This is a genomic window from Stenotrophomonas sp. PS02301, from assembly GCF_029959485.1.
GTDB classification, from domain to species: domain Bacteria; phylum Pseudomonadota; class Gammaproteobacteria; order Xanthomonadales; family Xanthomonadaceae; genus Stenotrophomonas; species Stenotrophomonas maltophilia_Z.
The window spans coordinates 22,088-42,294 of the sequence record NZ_JASCOO010000031.1 but is presented as its reverse complement, the minus strand read 5'-3'; the positions used below and the strand labels follow the sequence as shown (position 1 = coordinate 42,294).

The window sequence follows — 20,207 nt, the reverse complement described above, 5'->3', positions numbered from 1 at the left end:
TGGGCCTCCACCGGGGGGGCCGGGTCCGCCCCCCCGCGCCCCGCCCCGCCGCCCCGGGGCGCCCCGCGACCCCACACCGCATTGAAAGGAAGCAACGCCGTGAATCGAGTCTATCGCCTGGTTTTCAACCGTACCCTGGGTGTCATGCAGGTCGCCTCCGAACTGGTGACCGCACCCCGCGGGGGCTGCGATGCGCGCGGCGGCAACACGATGGCCACGCTGCGGCCGATGAGCTTCGCGCTGTGGCTGGTGCTCGGCTGGGTGGGCCTGGTGCAGCCGCTGTCGGCGCAGCAGGTGCCCGATGCCGGCCGCATCATCGCCGACCCCGGCGCACCGGCCCAGCAGCGGCCCACGGTGGTGACCTCGGCCAACGGCACGCCGCAGGTCAACATCACCACGCCCAGCGCGGCCGGTGTCTCGCGCAACCAGTACCAGCAGCTCGATGTCGGCCGCCAGGGCGTCATCCTCAACAATTCGCGCACGGACGTGCAGACGCAGATCGGTGGCTGGGTGCAGGGCAATCCCTGGCTGGCCACCGGCACCGCGCGCGTCATCCTCAATGAGGTCAACGGCAGCAACCCCAGCCATCTCAACGGGTATGTCGAAGTGGCCGGGGCCCGGGCCCAGGTGGTCATCGCCAACCCGGCCGGCATCCAGATCGATGGCGCCGGCTTCCTCAATGCGAGCCGGGTCACCCTGACCACCGGCACGCCCATCCTCAACAACGGCGCGCTGGAAGGCTACCGGGTCCAGGGCGGCGCGATCCGCGTGTCCGGTGCGGGCCTGGATGCCAGCCTGACCGACTACACCGACATCATCACCCGCTCGCTGCAGGTCAACGCCGGTATCTGGGCCAACCAGCTGCAGGCCAGCCTGGGCACCAACGTGGTCAGTGCCGACCACAGCAGCGTGACCGCCCAGGTCCCCACCGGCGGTGCGCCGGCCTTCGCGCTGGATGTCGGCGCGCTCGGGGGCATGTATGCCAACCGCATCTGGCTGGTCGGCAACGAGCATGGCGTCGGCATGAGCAACGCCGGCAAGATCGGCGCGCAGGCCGGCGAACTGGTGGTCACCGCCGATGGCCGGCTGGAGAACACCGGTGCGCTGCACGCGCAGCAGGACACCCGGATCACCGCCGCCGGCGGCGTGGCCAATGCGGGCACGCTCAGCGCCGAGCGCGAACTGCGCGTGGAGACGCCCGCCGATCTGGACAACAGCGGCGGCACCCTCAATGCCCGCCGCATCGAGGTGAACGCCGATGCGCTGCGCAACCGCGGCGGCAGTATCGAGCAGGTGGGCAGCCAGACGCTGCAGTTGAGCGGCGCGGACATCAGCAACGAGCAGGGCCGGATCGGCACGGTGGCCAGCACCTCGCCGGGGCAGGAAACCGGCGGCGGCACTACCGGACAGCCCGGCAGCGGCGGTACGCCAGGCACCGGCACGCCCACGCCGGGCCAGGGCGGCACCGGCGGTACCACGCCGCCCACGCCCACCGCCCCGCTGGCGGCAGGCACGCTCAACATCGCCACCTCGCTGAACAACGACGGTGGTGCCATCGATGCCACCGGCATCCTCCAGCTGAGCGCCCGCAACAGCCTGGACAACAGCCGCGGCACGCTGGGGGTACAGACCCTGCAGGTGGAGGGCGAAGCGCTGCGCAATGTCGGCGGCCGGCTGGAGGTGCAGGGGGCGGCCTCGGCCCAGGTGCAGACGCTGGACAACAGCGGCGGCCACCTGGCGCTGGCGCAGACCTTCCAGCTGCAGGCACAGTCGCTGTTCAACCGCGGCGGCACCCTCGCGCACGGTGGCAGCGCGGCCACCACCTGGTCCATCGGCACGCTGGACAACAGCGACGGCAGCCTGGCCAGCAACGCCACCACCTTCGGCCTGGACCTGGGCCATCTGATCAACACCCGCGGCAGCCTCAGCCATGCGGGCAGCCACGGGCTGCAGCTGCGCGCTGATCGCCTGGACGGTGTGCAGGGCACCATCGCCACCGCCGGCGACATCGCCCTGCAGCTGGGCAGTGCCGACCACCGCAAGGCGCAGTTGATCGCCAACCAGGTGAGCCTGACCGCCGGCGACGTCGACAACCGCGGCGGGCGGGTGCTGTCCACCGGGCAGCGGGCCAGCACGCTCACCGTGCAGGGCACGCTGGACAACGGCGATGGCGGCACCCTGGCCAGCAATGGCGATCTGCAGATCACCGCAGCGCAGTTGGGCAATGCCGGCGGCACCGTGCAGCAGGCCGGCACCGGCAGCCTGCGTATCGATGCGGTCAACCTGCAGGGCCAGGGCGGCACCGTGTTCAGCAATGGCAGCTTGGTGGTACAGGGCGACACCACCAACCTGCGCGATGGCACCACCTCCGCGCAGCGCATCGTGATCACCACCGGCGATCTGATCACTGCCGGTGGCACGCTCACCTCGGCCGGCACCGAGGTACTGGACCTGCAGGTGGCCCGCACCCTGGACAACACCGGGGGCACGCTGGGCAGCAACGGCGCGCTGGCCATCGACAGCACCACCTTGATCAACACCGGCGGCAAGCTGATCGCCGCGGGCACCGGGCAGACCACGCTGCACGCCAGCGAGGCCCTGCACAACCAGGGCGGCACGCTCTCCAGCAATGGCGACCTGCGCATTGATGCCGGCCGTCTGCTCAATGGCGGCGGCAGCATCGATCATGCCGGCAACGGCGCGCTGCAGATCACCACGGCCACCCTGAGCGGCGGCGAAGGCAACATCGCCAGCAACGGCCTGCTGCAGTTGCAGGCGCAGACAGTGGACCTGCACAAGGCCACGACCCGCGGCCGCGAGGTCGACATCCGTGCCGGCGCGCTGGACAACACCGGCGGCACCCTGCTCTCGCTGGGCGAGCAGGCCATGCAGCTGCGCATCCGTGGCAGCCTGGTCAATGACGGCGGCACCCTGACCGCCAACGGCGCGCAGCAGATCGAGGCGGGCGCGCTGTCCAACCGGGCCGGCGCGCTGAACGCGGCCGGCACCGCCGATACCCGCCTGATCGTGGCCGGCACGCTGGACAACACCGGTGGCACCGTGGCCAGCAATGCAGGCGCACTGCAGCTGCAGGCAGGTGCCCTGGTCAATGCCGATGGCACGATCAGCCATGCCGGTCAGAACGGGCTGTCCATCACCACCGGCCGGCTGGACGGTCAGCGTGGCCGCATCGGCACCGCCGGTGCGCTGGAGCTCAGCGCCGGAGCCGTCGACCATCGCGGCGCGTCCGTGGCCGCCGAGCAGCTGGACATCACCGCGCAGTCGCTGGACAACCGCGGTGGCAGCATCATCGCCACCGGCACCGCCGCCAACACGCTGCAGGTCACCGATACGCTGGACAACGGCGATGGCGGCACCCTGGCCAGCAATGGCGATCTATCCATCAGCGCCAACACCCTCGGCAACGCCGGCGGCACGATCCAGCAGGCCGGCACCGGCACCCTGGCCATCAAGGTGGACACGCTCAACGGCCACGCCGGCACGCTGCTCAGCAACGGCGCGCTCGACCTGCAGGGCGACACGCTGGATCTGCGCAATGGCACCACCTCGGCACAGCAGATCCGCATCGACAGCGAGCGCCTGATCACCGCCGGTGGTCAGCTCAGCGCACTGGGCACCCAGGCACTGCAGGTGCAGGCACGCAACCTGCTGGACAACAGTGGCGGCACCCTCGGCAGCAACGGCGCGGTGGACATCAGCGCCGGCCGCTTCATCAATGACCACGGCAAGCTCATCGCCGCTGGCGAGGCCGCCTCGCAGGTGCGCGTGGCCCAGCTGCTGGACAATACCGGCGGCGCGATCTCCGGCAATGGCGATCTGCGGATCGAGGCCGAGGTGCTGCGCAATGCCGATGGCACCCTGGTCGCGGCCGATGCGCTGCACCTGCAGGGCGAAACGCTGGACCTGCGCGATGGTGCGGTGGGCGCCACGCAGATCACCGTGCAGGCCGGCAGCCTGGACAACACCGGTGGCACGCTCAGCGCCACCGGCACGGCGGACATGCACCTGCAGGTGCGCGAGCAGCTGACCAACGATACCGGCACGATCGCCGCCAACGGTGCCCAGCGCATCGAGGCCGGCGCGCTGTCCAACCGGGGTGGCACGTTGAGCTCGGCTGGCACCGGCAACAGCCAGATCCACGTGACCGGTCAGCTGGACAACAGCAAGGGCGTGATCGCCAGCAACGCCGCTGCACTGGAGGTGGCATCGGGCAGCCTGCGCAACATCGACGGCACCCTCAGCCATGCCGGCACCCAGGGGCTGACCCTGAGCACCGGGCAGTTGCTGGGCCAGGACGGCCACATCGTCACCGCCGGCGGCCTCACGCTCACCGCGGGCGAGGTGGACCACCGCGGCGCGACCCTGCAGGCCACGCAGATCGCGCTGGCGGCACAGGCGTTCGACAACCGCGGCGGGCAACTCGTGGCCACGGGTACCCAGGCCAACCACATCGACGTGGCCGGCGCCCTGGACAACGGTGACGATGGCCTGGTCGCCAGCAATGGCGACCTGACCCTCAACGCAGCGCTGCTCGGCAATGCCGGCGGTACCGTGCAGCAGGCCGGCAATGGCCTGCTGGCGATCAACGCCGCCACCCTCAACGGTGCTGGCGGCACCCTTCTCAGCAACGGCACGCTGCACGTGCAGGGCGACACCACCGACCTGCGCGCTGGCACCACCTCGGCCCAGCGCATCCGCATCGAGACCGGCGATCTCACCACTGCTGGCGGCACGCTCACCGCCACCAGCACCGATGCACTGGTACTGCAGGCCCGCGAGCGGCTGGACAACACCGGCGGCACCGTGGCGACCAATGGTGCGCTGGGTCTGCGCGCCTCCACCCTGCTCAACACCGGTGGCAACCTGCAGGCCGCAGGGGCCGCCGCGAGCCAGCTGAGCATCGGCCAGGCGCTGCAGAACCGCGGTGGCAAGATCCTCACCAGCGGCGATCTCGACGTCACCGCGGCCAGCCTGGACAACCAGGGCGGCACGGTCCACAGCGCCACCGACCTGAGCGTGGGCGTGGATGGCCTGCTGGACAACAGCAACACCGGCCTGATCGCCAGTGGCGGCGATGCGCAGCTGCGCGCGGGCACGCTGGACAACCGCAGCGGCAGCATCGAACAGGCCGGCGAGGGCCAGCTGCAGATCGATACCGGCACGCTGCAGGGCGCCGGTGGCCGCATCATCAGCAACGGCGCGTTGACCCTGCAGGGCGAAGCACTGGATATCCGCGGTGGTACCACCGCAGCACGCCAGGTCACGGTGACCGCCGGCCGCCTGGACAACGCCGGTGGCACGCTCAGCAGCACCGGCGAGCAGACCATGGTCCTGCAGGTGCGCGACGCGTTGGGCAACGATGGCGGCACCATCGCCGCCAACGGTGCGCAGCAGATCAACACCGGTACGCTGTCCAACGTTGCCGGTACGCTGAGTTCGGCCGGGACCGCAGATACCCACATCGAGGTGGTCGGCCAGTTCGACAACACCCGCGGCACGTTGGCCAGCAACGGCGGCGCCCTGACGGTGCAGACCGGCAGCCTGGTCAATGACACCGGCCGCATCCACCATGCGGGCCAGAATGGCCTCACCCTGCAGGCCGGCAGCCTGCAGGGCCAGAAGGGCAGCATCGCCACCGCCGGCACACTGACCCTGCGCGCGGACGCGATCGATCACCGCGACGCCACCCTCAGCGCCGGCCAGCTGGACATCATCGCGACCGCCCTCGACAACCGCGGCGGCACCGTGCTCTCCACCGGCACCCAGGCCAACACGGTGCGGGTGGATGGCACGTTGGACAACGGCGACGACGGTACCCTGGCCAGCAATGGCGACCTGCAGATCACCGCAGCCACCCTCGGCAACGCCGGCGGCACCGTGCAGCAGGCCGGCACCGGCACGCTGAGCATCACCGCGGCGACCCTCAATGGCCACGGCGGTACGCTGGTCAGCAATGGCGCGCTGGCGCTCAGCGGCGACACCACCGATCTGCGCAACGGCACCACCTCGGCGCAGCAGATCCGCATCGACACCGGTGATCTGACCACCGCCGGCGGCAACCTCGTCGCCACCGGCACGGGGCCGCTGGCGCTGAACGTGCGCAACCGCCTGGACAACACCGGCGGCACCTTGGCCAGCAATGGCACGGTGGATCTGCGCGCGGCCACTCTCATCAACAACCAGGGCACGCTGCAGGCGGCTGGCGCGGGCAGCAACCAGCTGCAGCTTGGCCAGGCGCTGGAGAACCGCGGCGGGCGCATTCTCGCCACCGGCGCGACCGTCATCGGTGCGGCCAGCGTAGACAACCGCGGCGGCACCCTGCAGACCGGCGGGGCGTTGACCATCGGCGTGGACGGGCGGCTGGACAACAGCGGCCAGGGTGTCATCGCCAGCGGCGGCGATGCGCACCTCACCGCCGCCACCCTGGACAACCAGACCGGCAGCATCGAGCACGCCGGTGAAGGCACGCTCGCCATCGAGGTGACCGACCTGCACGGTGCGGGTGGCCGCATCGTCGGCAACGGGGCACTGCAACTGAAGGGCGATACGCTCGATCTCAGTGGCGCCACCACCGGCGCGCGTCAGGTCACGGTGACCGCGGGCAGCCTGGACACCAGCAAGGGCACGCTCACCTCCACTGGCACGCAGGCCATGACCCTGCAGGTGGACAGGGCGCTCACCAACAACGGCGGCACCATCGCCGCCAATGGCGCCCAGCAGATCACGGCCGGTTCGCTGTCCAACATCGACGGCACGCTGAGCGCGGCCGGCGCCGGCGATACCCGCATCAACGTGCTCGGCACGTTCGACAACACCCGCGGCGATGTGGCCAGCAATGGCCGCCAGCTGCAGATCGATGCCGCGCGCCTGATCAATGAGGAAGGCACCCTCAGCCACGGCGGCACCCAGTCGCTGACCCTGACGGTCGGCCAGCTCGACGGCGCGAAGGGCACCATCGTCAGCGCAGGCGCACTGGCGCTGCAGGCCGGTGCGGTGGACCACCGCGGTGCCACCCTCAACGCAACCCAGCTGACCGTCCAGGCCGAGTCCTTCAACAACCAGGGCGGCACCGTGCTGGCCACGGGCGGGCAGGCCAGCAGCCTGGACGTCAGCGGCGTGCTCGACAATGGCAACGGCGGCACGTTGGCCAGCAATGGCGACCTGCAGATCACCGCGGCCACCCTCGGCAATGCCGGCGGCACCGTGCAGCAGGCGGGCACCGGCACGCTGGCGATCAACGCTCACACCCTCAACGGCCAAGGCGGCAAGCTGCTCAGCAATGGCAGCCTGGCGCTGATCGGTGAGAACACCGACCTGCGCGATGGCACTACCGCCGCGCAGCGCATCCGTATCGAGACCGGGGAACTGGTCACCGCAGGCGGCACGCTCACCGCCACCGGCACCGACGTGCTGGCGCTGAACGTGCGCGGCCGGCTGGACAACACCGCCGGCACCCTCGCCAGCAATGGCACGCTGGATCTGCGCGCCGCGCAGCTGCTCAACAACCAGGGCACCGTGCAGGCGGCCGGGGCGGGGAGCAATCAGCTGGCCCTCGGCGGTGCACTGGAGAACCGCAGCGGTCGCATCCTGACCACCGGCAACGCCACGGTCACCGCGGCCAGCGTGGACAACCGCGGTGGCACCCTGCACAGCGATGGCAGCTCCACCCTGACGGTCACCGTCGATGGCCTGCTCGACAACAGCGCGCAGGGTACGGTGTCGTCGGGTGGCAACGCGCACATCACCACGCAGTCCCTCAACAATGAAGCGGGCACCCTGGCCGCCGGCGCCGCGTTGCAGCTCGATTCGGCCACGCAGGTACGCAACACCGCCGGCCTGATCCAGGCCGGTACCGATCTGCGCGCGACCAGCAACGGCATCGACAACCACAGCGGCCGGATCATCGCCGGCACGGTGGATCTGGATACGCGCGGCTACACCCTGGATAACCGCGCAGGCACCGTGGCCAGCCTCACCGGCGGCGCCGCGCTGCGCACCGGCCTGCTGGACAACAGTGGTGGGCTGCTGCAGTCCGCCGGCAACCTGCACATCAACACGGCCGGCCAGGCGCTGATCAATACGAACGCCAACGGCAACGGCATCAACAGCAGCGGTACGCTGGAGATCCACAGCGGTGCGTTCGACAACCGCGCCGGTGCGGTATTCGGCCAGGGCGCGATCACCGTCAATGCCAGCAGCGTCGACAACACGGCCGGCGGCGCGCTGGTGGGCGCAACCGACCTGACCCTGCGTGCGCAATCGGTGGCCAACGCCGGCGGCAAGATCACGGTGGGTCGCAATGCGGACATCGTCCTGCCCGGCGCGCTGGACAACCGCGGGGGCCTGGTGGCCGCCGGTGGCACGCTCGCCCTGCAGGCGGGCAACATCGATAACCGATACACCCTGAGTGCGCCCACTGGCCCGGCACTGGGCTTGCAGGGCAAGCACCTGCAGCTGGGCACCGGCAGCCTGGACAACCAGCAGGGCCAGATCCTGGCCGACACCCTGGTGGTGCAGGTGGCCGGGCAGCTGAACAACACCGGCGGCCAGATATCCGCGTCTGAAACCTCTGACATCCGCGCCGACAGCATCGCCAACGCCGGCGGTTCACTGGTGGCCGGCAGCAACCAGATCGTGCGCACGCGTGAGATCACCGGTGACGGCAAGCTGCTCTCGCAAGGTGACATGACCCTGGAGCTGGGCCAGAGCCACACCAACACCGGCGAACTCGCCGCCAACGGCACGCTCACCCTCGCCATCCAGGGCAACCTGGACAACCTGGGCAAGCTGCAGGGCGCCGGGGTGAACATCAGCGCCGGCAACATCCACAACGCCGCTTCCGGCGAGATCAGCAGCGTCGGCCTGACCCGGCTGGTGGCCAGCGGTGAGCTGCTCAACCGCGGCCTGCTGGACGGGCGCATCACCCACATCGACGCCGGCACGCTGAACAACATCGGCACCGGCCGCATCTACGGCGACCACATCGCCATCCAGGCCGGCACCCTCAACAACCTGGCCGAAAACGTGGGCGGCGCCCAGCGTTCGGCCACCATCGCCGCACGCCAGCGTCTGGACCTCGGCGTGGGCGTGCTGAACAACCGCGGCCAAAGCCTGATCTTCAGCGATGGCGATGCGGCCATCGGCGGGGCGCTCAACGGGCTGACGGCCGTGGGCAGCGCGCAGCGCATCGACAACCTCAGCTCCACCATCGAGATCGCCGGCAACCTGGACATGTCCGCGCTGGCGGTGAACAACATCCGCGAAAACGTGGTGGTGCAGCAGCAGACCATCCAGCATGGGCCGGTCACGCTCACCCAGCCGGGTTGGTTCAAGAACGGCAACAACACCGCCGGGAATCTGCGCGACACCTCCAACTTCCAGCCCTACGAGGTCTATTACCTCAATCCGGCCGACATCCTGGAAGACACCGCGTACATCACGCCCGACGGCCAGCAGATCCGCCGCGCGGTGGTCCGGCTGACGGCCAGCACCAGCGCCTACTACTTCGCGCGCGGTGGCCTGGACGGCGAGCGCGGCGAGCGCTCGCGCCTGCCCGCGCAGGATGGCACGGTGGTCATCTACTACGTCAGCCGTGCGGACAGCCGCAACAATCCGGACCAGCTGGGCGCCGGGGCCGAAGATCCGTTCCGCGATCTCTCCTTGATGCCGCCGGGAAACCGGCAGTTCCGTTACGACTCGGACACCCTGGCCTACAACAACGCCTACGGCACCTGCACCACCACCTGCGTGCAGTTGATCACCTACCCGGACTACGACAATCCGGAGGCGATGCTGATCAACATGCAGCGCCACACCAGCAACACCAGTGGCAACGAGAAGACCCGCGTCGCCACCCGTACCACCACCGAAGACGTGGTGGTCTCCGCCGGTGCCGATGCGGTGATCAATGCCGGTGGCCACATGCGCATCGCCACCGATGCATTGCGCAACGAGTACGCCAGCATCGCAGCCGGTGGCAACCTGGCCGTGGTCGGGTTGAACGTGGGTGAATCCTCGATCATCAACACCGCCAAGACGCTGTTCCGCACACATAGCTTCAGCAATGTCTCCATCACCTATGGCGGCTCGCGCAGCCAGTGGAATGCCGCGCCGATCTCCGAGCAGCTCGGCGTGCTCGGTGCGGGCATCACCGCCGGCGGCAAGCTGAGCATCGATGTCGGCAACCTGCGCAACGAGAACACCGGCCGTGACGCGCCGAACGTGCGCGATGGCGACAGCATGGCCAACCTCAACACTGGTGGGCCGGGCGCAGGCTCGGTCGGCCCGGGCGCAGGCGCGGTGCAGGGACCAGGGCAGAGCAGCGGCCAGGGCGCCGGCCCGGTGAACGCACAGGGGCCGACGGCGGCCGGCGCGGCGCACGGTCAAACCGGCAGTGCGGCACAGGGGCCGGGGCACGCCGGTGGCCATATCGCCGATGGCGCGCACGCCCAAGGACCGTCTGCGGCCGGTGCCGCACAGGGCGCGGCAGGCCAGGGCCTGCAGGGTGCCGACCGTACCAGCGGCCAGCTGGCCGATGCCGCCAACGCGCAGGGGCCAAGCCAGGTCGGCTCGGCGGGCCCGGGCACGGGCACCGTGCAGGACATCGTGGCCGGGCAGGCAGCACAGGCCACGGCCACCGGCCCGGGGGCCGTGCAGGCCGGTAGCCACGCCGGCAGCGGTGGCAATGCCGCACTGGCCAACAAGCAGGCCGTCGCCGCCGCCGGCAATGACCCGCACGTGGTGGTCACCACCACGCCCAATGCCAGTGCACCCAGCGCCAGCCTGTTCAACGTGGATGCCAACCGCGGCAGCTACCTTGTGGAAACCGACCCGCGCTTTGCCAGCTACCGCAGCTGGCTCAGCTCGGACTACCTGCTGCAGCGCGCCGGCTATGAGCCCTCGCAGACGCAGAAGCGCCTGGGTGACGGTTTCTACGAACAGAAGCTGGTGCGCGAACAGATCGGCGAACTCACCGGCCGCCGCTTCCTCGATGGCCATGCCAGCGACGAAGACCAGTACCGCGCGCTGCTGGAGGCCGGTGCCACCGTCGCCAGTGCGTGGAGCCTGCGCCCCGGCGTGGCGCTGACCGCCGAGCAGATGGCCCGTCTCACCAGCGACATCGTCTGGCTGGTGGAGCAGGACGTCACCCTGGCCGACGGCACCACCGTGCGCGCGCTGGTGCCGCAGGTGTACCTGCGGGTGATGCCGGGCGATCTGGATACCAACGGTGCGCTGCTGGCCGGTGCCGACATCGACATCAAGCTGCGCGGCGACCTGGTCAACAGCGGCGCCATCGCCGGGCGCCAGCTGGTGAGCATCGATGCCGGCAACATCCGCAACGTCAGCGGTGGGCAGATCAGCGGCCAGCAGGTCGGCCTGCAGGCCACCCACGACATCGACATCATCGGCAGCACGGTCACCGCCACCGATGCACTGGGGCTCAAGGCCGGTGGCAACATCACCGTCGCCTCGACCACGCGCGAGTGGCGCGACAACGGCGACCTGCTGGTGCAGCAGACCACCACGCTGGACCGCGTAGCCGGGCTGTACGTGACCAACAAGGACGGCGCCGGCGTGCTCAGCGTCAACGCCGGTGGCAACGTGGAGCTGCGGGCCGCGCAGCTGGCCAACGCCGGGACCGACGGCCTGACCGCCATCGTGGCCGGTGGCGACCTCAGCCTTACCTCGGTGGCCGAGCAGAGCAGCGTTTCGCTCACCCATGACGCCCGCAACTTCAACAGCCAGAGCCAGTTGATCAACATCGGCACCACCATCCGCGGTGCCGGCGATGTGGTGCTCAAGGCCGGCAACGATCTGAACCTGACCGCTGCCAACGTCTCGGCCGCCAACGCACTGGTGGCCCAGGCAGGGCGCGATATCAACAGCGTTGCCGTGGTGGACACGCGCACGTTCGACAGCGGTGCCAAGAGCAAGAACGGCTCGCGCGAGGTCACTGCCGCCGATGGCTGGGTGCTGGGCAACCAGCTCACCGGTGGCGAAGGCGTTGCCCTGCAGGCCGGCCGCGACCTCACCCTGCAGGCCACCACGGTGGACAGCAGCGACGGCGGCGTGCTGCTCTCGGCCGGGCGCAACCTGGCGCTGACCACCGCGCAGGAAACCCACGATCTGGTGGTGGACGAAACCACCCGCAAGAAGAAGACGCTGTCCAGCACCACCACCACTACCCATGACCAGAGCTCGGCCAGCTATGCGGTGGGCAGCACCATCGGTGGCAAGACGGTGGACATGATCGCCGGCAACGATGTGACCATCACCGGCTCCACCGTGCTTGCGGACAACGACCTGCGCATCGCCGCGGCCAACAACATCACCATCGAATCGGCGCAGGACACCTACAGCGAGGCCAGCAGCTTCAGCCAGAAGAAATCCGGCATCACCGGCGGCTTCGGCAATGGCGTGGCGTCGGTGGGGTACAGCAGCTCGCGCAGCAACAATGACAGCGCCACCCAGTCCACCACCCAGGTGGCCTCGGCCGTGGGCTCGATGGACGGCAACGTGCTGATCAATGCCGGCAACCAGCTGACCATCGCGGCCTCCGATGTCGCCGCCGGCAACAACCTCACCCTGGCCGGCAAGGACATCAACCTGATCGCGCGGCAGGACACGCTGGAGACGCAGAGCAGCGCCTCCAGCAAATCCAGTGGCCTCTCGGTGGGGGTGACCTACGATCCCACCAAGGCCTATCGCAGCGCCCGCGATTCCACCACCGACGGCATGGCCGACAGTGGCTCCACCATGGGCAAGATCACCCGCAATGCCGAAGGCGCCGCCTCCGGCCTGCGGGCGGCCACCACCTCCACGGTGATCACCGCGGGCAGCCAGCGCTCCAACAGCAACGAGAGCCACTCCAGCAGCGATGCGCGGGTAAGCCAGCTCAGTGCGGGCGGCGACCTCACCCTGATCGCCAACGGCGGCTCGATCTACAGCCAGGGCGCGCAGATGGCAGCCGAGGGCGATGCCCTGCTGCTGGCCACCAAGGACATCGTGTTCGATGTCGCCCACAACACCGAATCCAGCACCAGCCAGAGCAGCGGCAAGGGCTGGGGCATCGCCAACAACACCAGTGGCCTGCCGTTCGGCACCAACAATTCGCGCAGTGAAGGCAGCGGCAGCAGCGACACCATCACCGGTACCCAGCTGTCGGTGGGCGGTGGGGTGCGCATGGCGACCAGTGAGGGGGATGTCAGTCTCACAGCCGCCAACATCGCGGCCGAGAAGGACGTGAACATCCACGCCGCGGGCGACCTGACCATCCGCAGTGGCCAGGACACGGTGAGCAACACCAACACCTCGCAGAGCAAAGCGATCGGCACGGTGCAGATCTCCGACACCGAGAAGTTCTCCGGCTGGCACCGGCAGGAGCATGACGATGACAGTGCGCAGGTATCGCAGGTGGCCAGCAATGTCGGCAGCCTGGGCGGCAACGTCAACCTGAGCGCTGGCGGCACCTACAGCCAGATTGCCAGCAACGTGGTGTCGGCCAAGGACATCAACATCACCGCCGCGCAGATCGAACTGCTCACCGCCGACGAGGTCGGGCACTCCTCGCAGCGCGATGACGATCTGAAGATCGGCGTGTTCGCGCGGGTGAAGTCGCCCTTCATCGACCTCATCAACAACGTGGATGCGGCCCGGCAGTCCGACGGTCGCCTGTCGTCCATGCAGAACATGGCAGCGGCCGCCAATGCCTACCAGTCGGCCAGTGCGATCGCCAACGCGGCCGGTGCCGGGGGCAGCGGTGCCTTGTTCAATGCCGAGGCCGGTATCGGCTTCAAAACCGCCAACAGCAGCGCGGACAGCAGCAGCGTGGTCTCGCAGGGCTCCACGCTTCAGGCTGGTGGCAACCTCAACCTGACCAGCACCAGCGGTGACATCCATGTGGTGCAGGGCAACCTGAGTGCGGGCAACACGGTGAGCCTGGATTCGGCACGCGACATCCTGCTGGAAGCCGGTAAAGCGCAGCTTGCCGACCGCAGCAAGAGCAGCAACGCTGGCGCGGAAGTGGGCGTGGGTGTCGCGGTAGGCGCGCAGACCGGCGTGTACGTGTATGCCGAAGCCAGCGTGGGCAGCAGCAAGTCCAACGCGGACAGCACCACCTGGCAGAACACCACGCTCACGGGCCAGAACATCTCGCTCAAGGCCGAGGGTGACACCACCCTGCGCGGTGCCACCGCGACGGCCGACCGCATCGATGTAAAGACCGGCGGCACGCTGACCATCGAGTCGCTGCAGGACGTGGCCGAAAGCATGTCCAAGAACAGCCAGGTGGGCGGCCGGGTGCAGGTGTCGTTCGGCACCGCCTGGAGCGCCGACGGCTACGCCAGCGCGGGCAAGTCCAACGGCAGCTATCAGGGCGTTGGCCAGCAGTCGGGCCTGTTCGCCGGCGATGGCGGCTACCACGTCGATGCCGGCCACGTGAACCTGGTGGGCGGTGCGATTGCCAGCACCAACGCCACCCACAGTGAACTGACCGCGCAGACGCTGACCTTCAGCGACCTGCAGAACCAGATGCAGCACAGCACCAGCTCGGGCGGCATCAGCGGTGGCTACGGCGGGCGGGCAGAGAACTGGAAGCCGACCACGGAGGGTGCCACGCCGAACTTCGGTGGCGGCGTGCCGATGAACGAGAAGGGCGGCGACAGCAGCACCACTTACGCCACGCTGACGGAAGGCAACATCGTCATCGGCAGCCAGAAGGTGACCGCCGCCGAGCTGGGCGTGAACACCGATGCCGCCACGGCGCACCGCGCGATTGAGGCGATGCCCAATGCGGAGCTGCAGCTGGCCAATCAGCAGGCGATGGCGAATGCGATGGGCACGGTGATGGCCACCAGCAAGCAGATTGCTGGGGATATCGGCAACCAGGCAATGCGGGACCTGGAGAATTCCTATCTCTCTACCCTATCTGATGAGGAGAAGGATCGCTTCAAGAGCCAGAGCGCGGAAGGCAAGTCCAATGAGCTCGCAGCCAGGTTCCCGTACAGCTACAGCGACGCCGTGGCACAGCAGCAGAAATGGGGCATCGGCAGCCAGAATGGCCGCGCGCTGGAAGCAGTGACTACGCTGCTGGTGAGCGTCGTATCGGGCCAAGGCGGCGGGCAGGTTGCGGCCAATGCATTGGCACCGTATGCAGCTCAGCTGATCGGCGACAAGTTCGATACGAACCACGGCAGTGATCCGAACGCGGCATTGCAGTTGCTGTCACATGCGCTGTTGGGTGCGCTGCTTGCTGAGGCCAATGGTGGTAACGCAGCAAACGGTGCGGGCGCAGCGGCCGGTGGCGAACTGGCGGCGAAGCTGCTGACCGAGGCGCTGTATCCCGGTTACACCGGCGAGCTGAATGATCAGCAGAAGCAGACGATTTTGGCGTTGTCGCAAGCGGTCGGGGCGGTGGCGGGTGGGATTGGCAACGGCGTTGCGGAGGCGGCGCTTGGCACCGGTATTGCGGGCAACTCGGTTGAGCACAACTGGCTAAGCCAAGGCGAATGGGAGCAGTACGAGAAGGCCAAGAAGAACTGTTCTCCGGCCGGCGGCGACAGTTGCGCGACCATGGAACGATTGGAAGCGCTATCAAAACAGCGGGACACAGAGCGGGCTGACTACATCAATGCGGCACGTGAGGCTTTGATTGCAAGCGGATATGAGATCACCCCCAAGGTAATGGCGGCAGTTGATGCGCGCTATTGGGAAAAGCAAGGCGTTGATTTCTACGACGCGCGCTTCTTGGGGAAAAATGTCCAGGCAACCTACAAGGGAGTGATCTGGCAACTCCGGGACGCTATTTCCGAAAATGCCGAGACAATGAATGGAATCATACCTGGCAGCGGAACGAACGCAGCGGTCATCGCGAGCATCATGGATTCTCTTGGCCAGTCTGTGGGTGGATGGACAGGAACCAATCCTGCTAATGGCAAGGAAGTTGTAGGTGTAGAAGCTTGGGATGCCCGGTTCCTGACGGTCGTAGACATTGCGACGGCAATGATTGGGGGAGGAACGGCCAGTGCAAGGGCGGTGGGCAAGCCGCTCATTGCTGAGACCGCTGAGGTATTGGTTGAGCAAGCGGCGAGGACTGCGGTTCGAGACAGCGCCGCTCCAGCCGCTAGGTCAATGGAACAGCTCCTCCCGAATGGAAAGGTGCCAGGCACCCGAGGCGGCGAATTTAACAAGTGGTTTGACAACCTCAGTTCAGAAGAGCTAAACCTCCTGTGGCAGAATAAGGAAGTACGGACGTCTATCGAGACTAGAATTCGCTATCCAGGCCAGTTACATGAGTGGTGCATGGTCTGTAGAGCACCGGAGTTCAAGGAATGGGGCGTCTCAATGGATGAAATTCAGCGATTTAGAACTAAAACTTCGGAGTTGGATTGGGTCAATCCTTACACTGGCGTCAAAGGCGGGCATGGTAGGGATAGTTCAACCACATTTCATAATGAGTTGAAGGCCGTCATTGATGGGAGTAAGTCTTTGGAAGATTTCAATCGAGGAGTCATGCTGTTGCGAGACAAATGGAAAATCGAACCGCATCTGCTTCCTGAGCTGCCAACTTCGGGGGTAAGGAGGTGACAACTCTTCTAGAGGATTGGTCTGCCTACTGTCGCGGCGATGCATTCTTCGATAAATCTCATTTTCTGGGATTGCTGAAAAGTCACAATAGCGACGAGGAGCTCGCGGTGATATTCAGCTATCTTCCGCATTCCGGCGCGCTCCTGGAGATCGCAAGAACGGTACTGTCCAGTGGAAATCTCTCCACTTACCTGCTTCCTAAAGTGGTGGCAGACAAGCAGTCTTTGCTAAAAATAGGGCATCGCTGGTTGAGTGAAATAGAGCGTTCCTCAACTATATTGGGTGATGAGGAGATTGCAGAGGTTTGCCGTCACGCATCCATTGAGTTAGTTGGCGAAGAAGTTCTGAAGGTTGCTCTATCGAAAGACAATCCGAATGTCTGGTTCTTCGATCTTATTTCTGATTCTGTATTGGAAAATCTCGTTTCAGATTCGGAAATTGTCTATGCGTTGCTTGAGGCATTCTACGGTCTTTCGGCGGATTATTATATTGCGTGGTATATGGCTAGTCCGCTAATTAACCTTGATATTGACCTATCCGCGTACTTTGAGCTTTGGAGCAATGGTGGGCGCTGCGTTCTGGTCGAAGATGCCCTGTATATTAATCAACTTTCTCGTTGATCCCGAGATAGCTTTATAGTTGGTTAGGTGCTGCCGCTGCCGCTGCCGCTGCCGCCGTTGTCTGTCGCCGTCTGGATAAGAATGGTGACTAATTCCGACGACGCACTGTTCAATGCCGAGGCCGGTATCGGCTTCAAGACCGCCAAGGGCAGTGCCGACTGCAGCAGTGTGGTCTCGCAGGACCTTACCCTTTTGGCAGGTGGGAACCTCAACCTGACCAGCACCAGCGGTGGCATCCACGTGGCGCAGGGCGTGGGTGTCGGCGGTAGGCGCGCAGGCTGCCTTCTATGTCTACGCTGAAGCGAGCGTGGGCAGCAGCAAGTCCAACGCGAACAGCACCACCTGGCAGAACACCACGCTCACCGGCCAGAACATCTCGCTCAAGGCCGAGGGTGACACCACCCTGCGCGGTGCCACCGCGACGGCCGACCGCATCGATGTAAAGGCCGGCGGCACGCTGACCATCGAGTCGCTGCAGGACGTGGCGGAAAGCATGTCCAAGAACAGCCAGGTGGGCGGCCGGGTGCAGGTGTCGTTCGGCACCGCCTGGAGTGCCGACGGCTACGCCAGCGGAGGCAAATCCAACGGCAGTTATCAGGGCGTGGGCCAGCAGTCGGGCCTGTTCGCCGGTGATGGCGGCTACCACGTCGATGCCGGCCACGTGAACCTGGTGGGCGGTGCGATTGCCAGCACCAACGCCACCCACAGTGAACTGACCGCGCAGACGCTGACCTTCAGCGACCTGCAGAACCAGATGCAGCACAGCACCAGCTCGGGCGGCATCAGCGGTGGCTACGGCGGGCGGGCAGAGAACTGGAAGCCGACCACGGAGGGTGCCACCCCGAACTTCGGTGGTGGCGTGCCGATGAACGAGAAGGGCGGCGACAGCAGTACCACCTACGCCACGCTGACCGAGGGCAACATCGTCATCGGCGGCCAGAAGGTGACCGCCGCCGAGCTGGGCGTGAACACCGATGCCGCCACGGCGCACCGCGCGATTGAGGCGATGCCCAATGCCGAGCTGCAGCTGGCCAATCAGCAGGCAATGGCCAATGCGATGGGCACGGTGATGGCCACCAGCAAGCAGATTGCTGGGGATATCGGCAACCAGGCAATGCGGGACCTGGAGAATTCCTATCTCTCTACCCTGTCCGATGAGGAGAAGGATCGCTTCAAGAGCCAGAGCGCGGAAGGCAAGTCCAATGAGCTCGCAGCCAGGTTCCCGTACAGCTACAGCGACGCCGTGGCACAGCAGCAGAACTGGGGCATCGGTGGCGACAACAGCCGCGCGCTTGAGGCTGTTACCACGCTGCTGGTGGGTGCTGCCTCCGGGCAGGGCGGCGGCCAAATGGTGGCCAACGCCCTGGCGCCGTATGCGGCGAACCTGATCGGCGACAAGTTCGATACGAACCATGGCAGTGATCCGAACGCTGCACTGCAGCTGCTCTCTCATGCGCTGTTGGGTGCGCTGCTGGCTGAGGCCAATGGTGGTAACGCAGCAAACGGTGCGGGCGCAGCGACCGGCGGTGAACTGGCGGCGAAGCTGCTGACCGAGGCGCTGTATCCCGGCTACACCGGCGAGCTGAATGATCAGCAGAAGCAGACGATTCTGGCGCTGTCGCAGGCGGTGGGGGCCGTGGCTGGAAGCAGCGCTGGTGATGGGCTTGCAGGAGCTGCACTGGCAGCTGGGATCGAAAAAAATGTGGTGGAGAACAACTACCTTAGTGCCCCGCAGCGGAAGGCGAAGGATGCTGACCGTGCAGCATGTGGAAAGGACTCAGTGTGCCTGCAGGCCACGGACGCGCGCTGGGCTGAGGTCAGCCAAGAGCAGAGCCGTGATGTCATGGAGCGGTACGCACCCTATCTCACGCCCGACGAGCAGTATGTACTCTTCAGTCTGAAGCCTGGAACGAAGGAGTACGACCAGATCCTGGCCAGCGCGATTGCGCGGGAGGCGTCCAGCCAGCCTCCTCATCTGGGAACACTGCTCAACAGAGAGATCGGGCTGCTGCGCGAAACGGATTGGGATGGCGCACTGTTTGGTCCGTTGGCGCCTGGCATGTCGCTGACTGACAGGAACCGGATTGAGATGGCGTTGCTCGGGCCTATTTTCGGCATGCCCAGTGCAACTCTCACTGCGTTTGGTGTTGACCCGCAAACCGTAGCGATGACCAATCAGCTTGGGATGCTTGGGTGGGATATCGCGGGGTCAGGTTTCATCTTCAGACCCAAGAGTACCCGCGGACCCGCTAACGTTGATGGAGGGAGCACCCAAGTGGTGCTTATCCAAAATTCTGCTGGCAATCTCACAAAGCCCACACCTACAACCGGAGCTCCGCGAAATAAAATTCAGCTAATGGACGGCTTCTATGTGGTTGACGGGCTGAAGATCAGTGAGTCCTACTATGAGAGGCTTTGAAGGAAGGAAGGCCCGCTCCATTCCTACAAGTGAAGGAGGTCTTCGCCAGCAATCCTGTGATTACGCCTGACCCTAGGGGTGCCCCAGGCTATTTCAGATACGAGGGGGCAGGATTGGAGGTTATTTACAATCCGATAACAGGTCAGATTGGTCATATTCAGCCAGTGAGAAAGAAATGATAGAAATATTTTCTGAATTTGAAGGTGAGCTTGAAGAATATCGAAAGGTCGTTGGTAATCTGAGGCGCGCACTAATAGCGTGCGAGCTCAGAATTTCTGAGATCATTGCTTCCATTGGTTGTCTTGATTATGATGCGACCGCGGCCGAATTTGATGAGCTCCATTCAATTCAGGGTGTTCTGGCAACTGCAAAATACAAGTTTGAGTTCCCATTGGGAGACCGGCTTGATGATTTTGTGTATCACATGGATAGAGATGACGAATATTCTAGGCGTTACTGGCATGGAAGGTTTGTTGACGGGGTAAGTTGGCCTGTTGACTAAGATGTGGGTCGATATGGGTGCCAATGATCTAACTTGGGAAGGAGGCTTTCTTGCGGGCCGA

At 66.0% G+C, this 20,207-nt stretch carries 5 protein-coding genes; all 5 read left to right on the top strand.

The features are described from left to right. The first annotated feature begins 99 nt into the window (after positions 1-99). The 5 genes from QMX81_RS10055 to QMX81_RS10035 all read left to right on the top strand — a co-directional run bounded on the left by QMX81_RS10055 (position 100) and on the right by QMX81_RS10035 (position 20,146). Positions 100-16,605, top strand: coding sequence for a hemagglutinin repeat-containing protein (locus tag QMX81_RS10055; protein WP_282261106.1), 16,506 nt, complete (start codon positions 100-102; stop codon positions 16,603-16,605). Then, positions 16,602-17,225: a hypothetical protein gene (locus QMX81_RS10050; RefSeq protein ID WP_147433819.1), complete on the top strand. Its 624-nt coding sequence runs from the start codon at positions 16,602-16,604 to the stop codon at positions 17,223-17,225. Before QMX81_RS10055 ends, QMX81_RS10050 begins: the two co-directional genes overlap by 4 nt. An 84-nt stretch (positions 17,226-17,309) precedes the next feature. Beyond that, positions 17,310-17,525 (top strand): hypothetical protein, encoded by a 216-nt coding sequence (locus tag QMX81_RS10045; RefSeq protein WP_147433820.1) that lies wholly within the window; start codon positions 17,310-17,312, stop codon positions 17,523-17,525. Between the two features lie 7 nt (positions 17,526-17,532). Then, the gene (locus tag QMX81_RS10040) at positions 17,533-19,644 is read left to right on the top strand and encodes a hemagglutinin repeat-containing protein (RefSeq protein WP_282261099.1); all 2,112 of its coding nucleotides are present in this window, start codon (positions 17,533-17,535) and stop codon (positions 19,642-19,644) included. A 175-nt stretch (positions 19,645-19,819) separates the two neighbouring features. Next, positions 19,820-20,146, top strand: coding sequence for a hypothetical protein (locus tag QMX81_RS10035; RefSeq protein WP_147433931.1), 327 nt, complete (start codon positions 19,820-19,822; stop codon positions 20,144-20,146). Positions 20,147-20,207 lie beyond the last annotated feature (61 nt).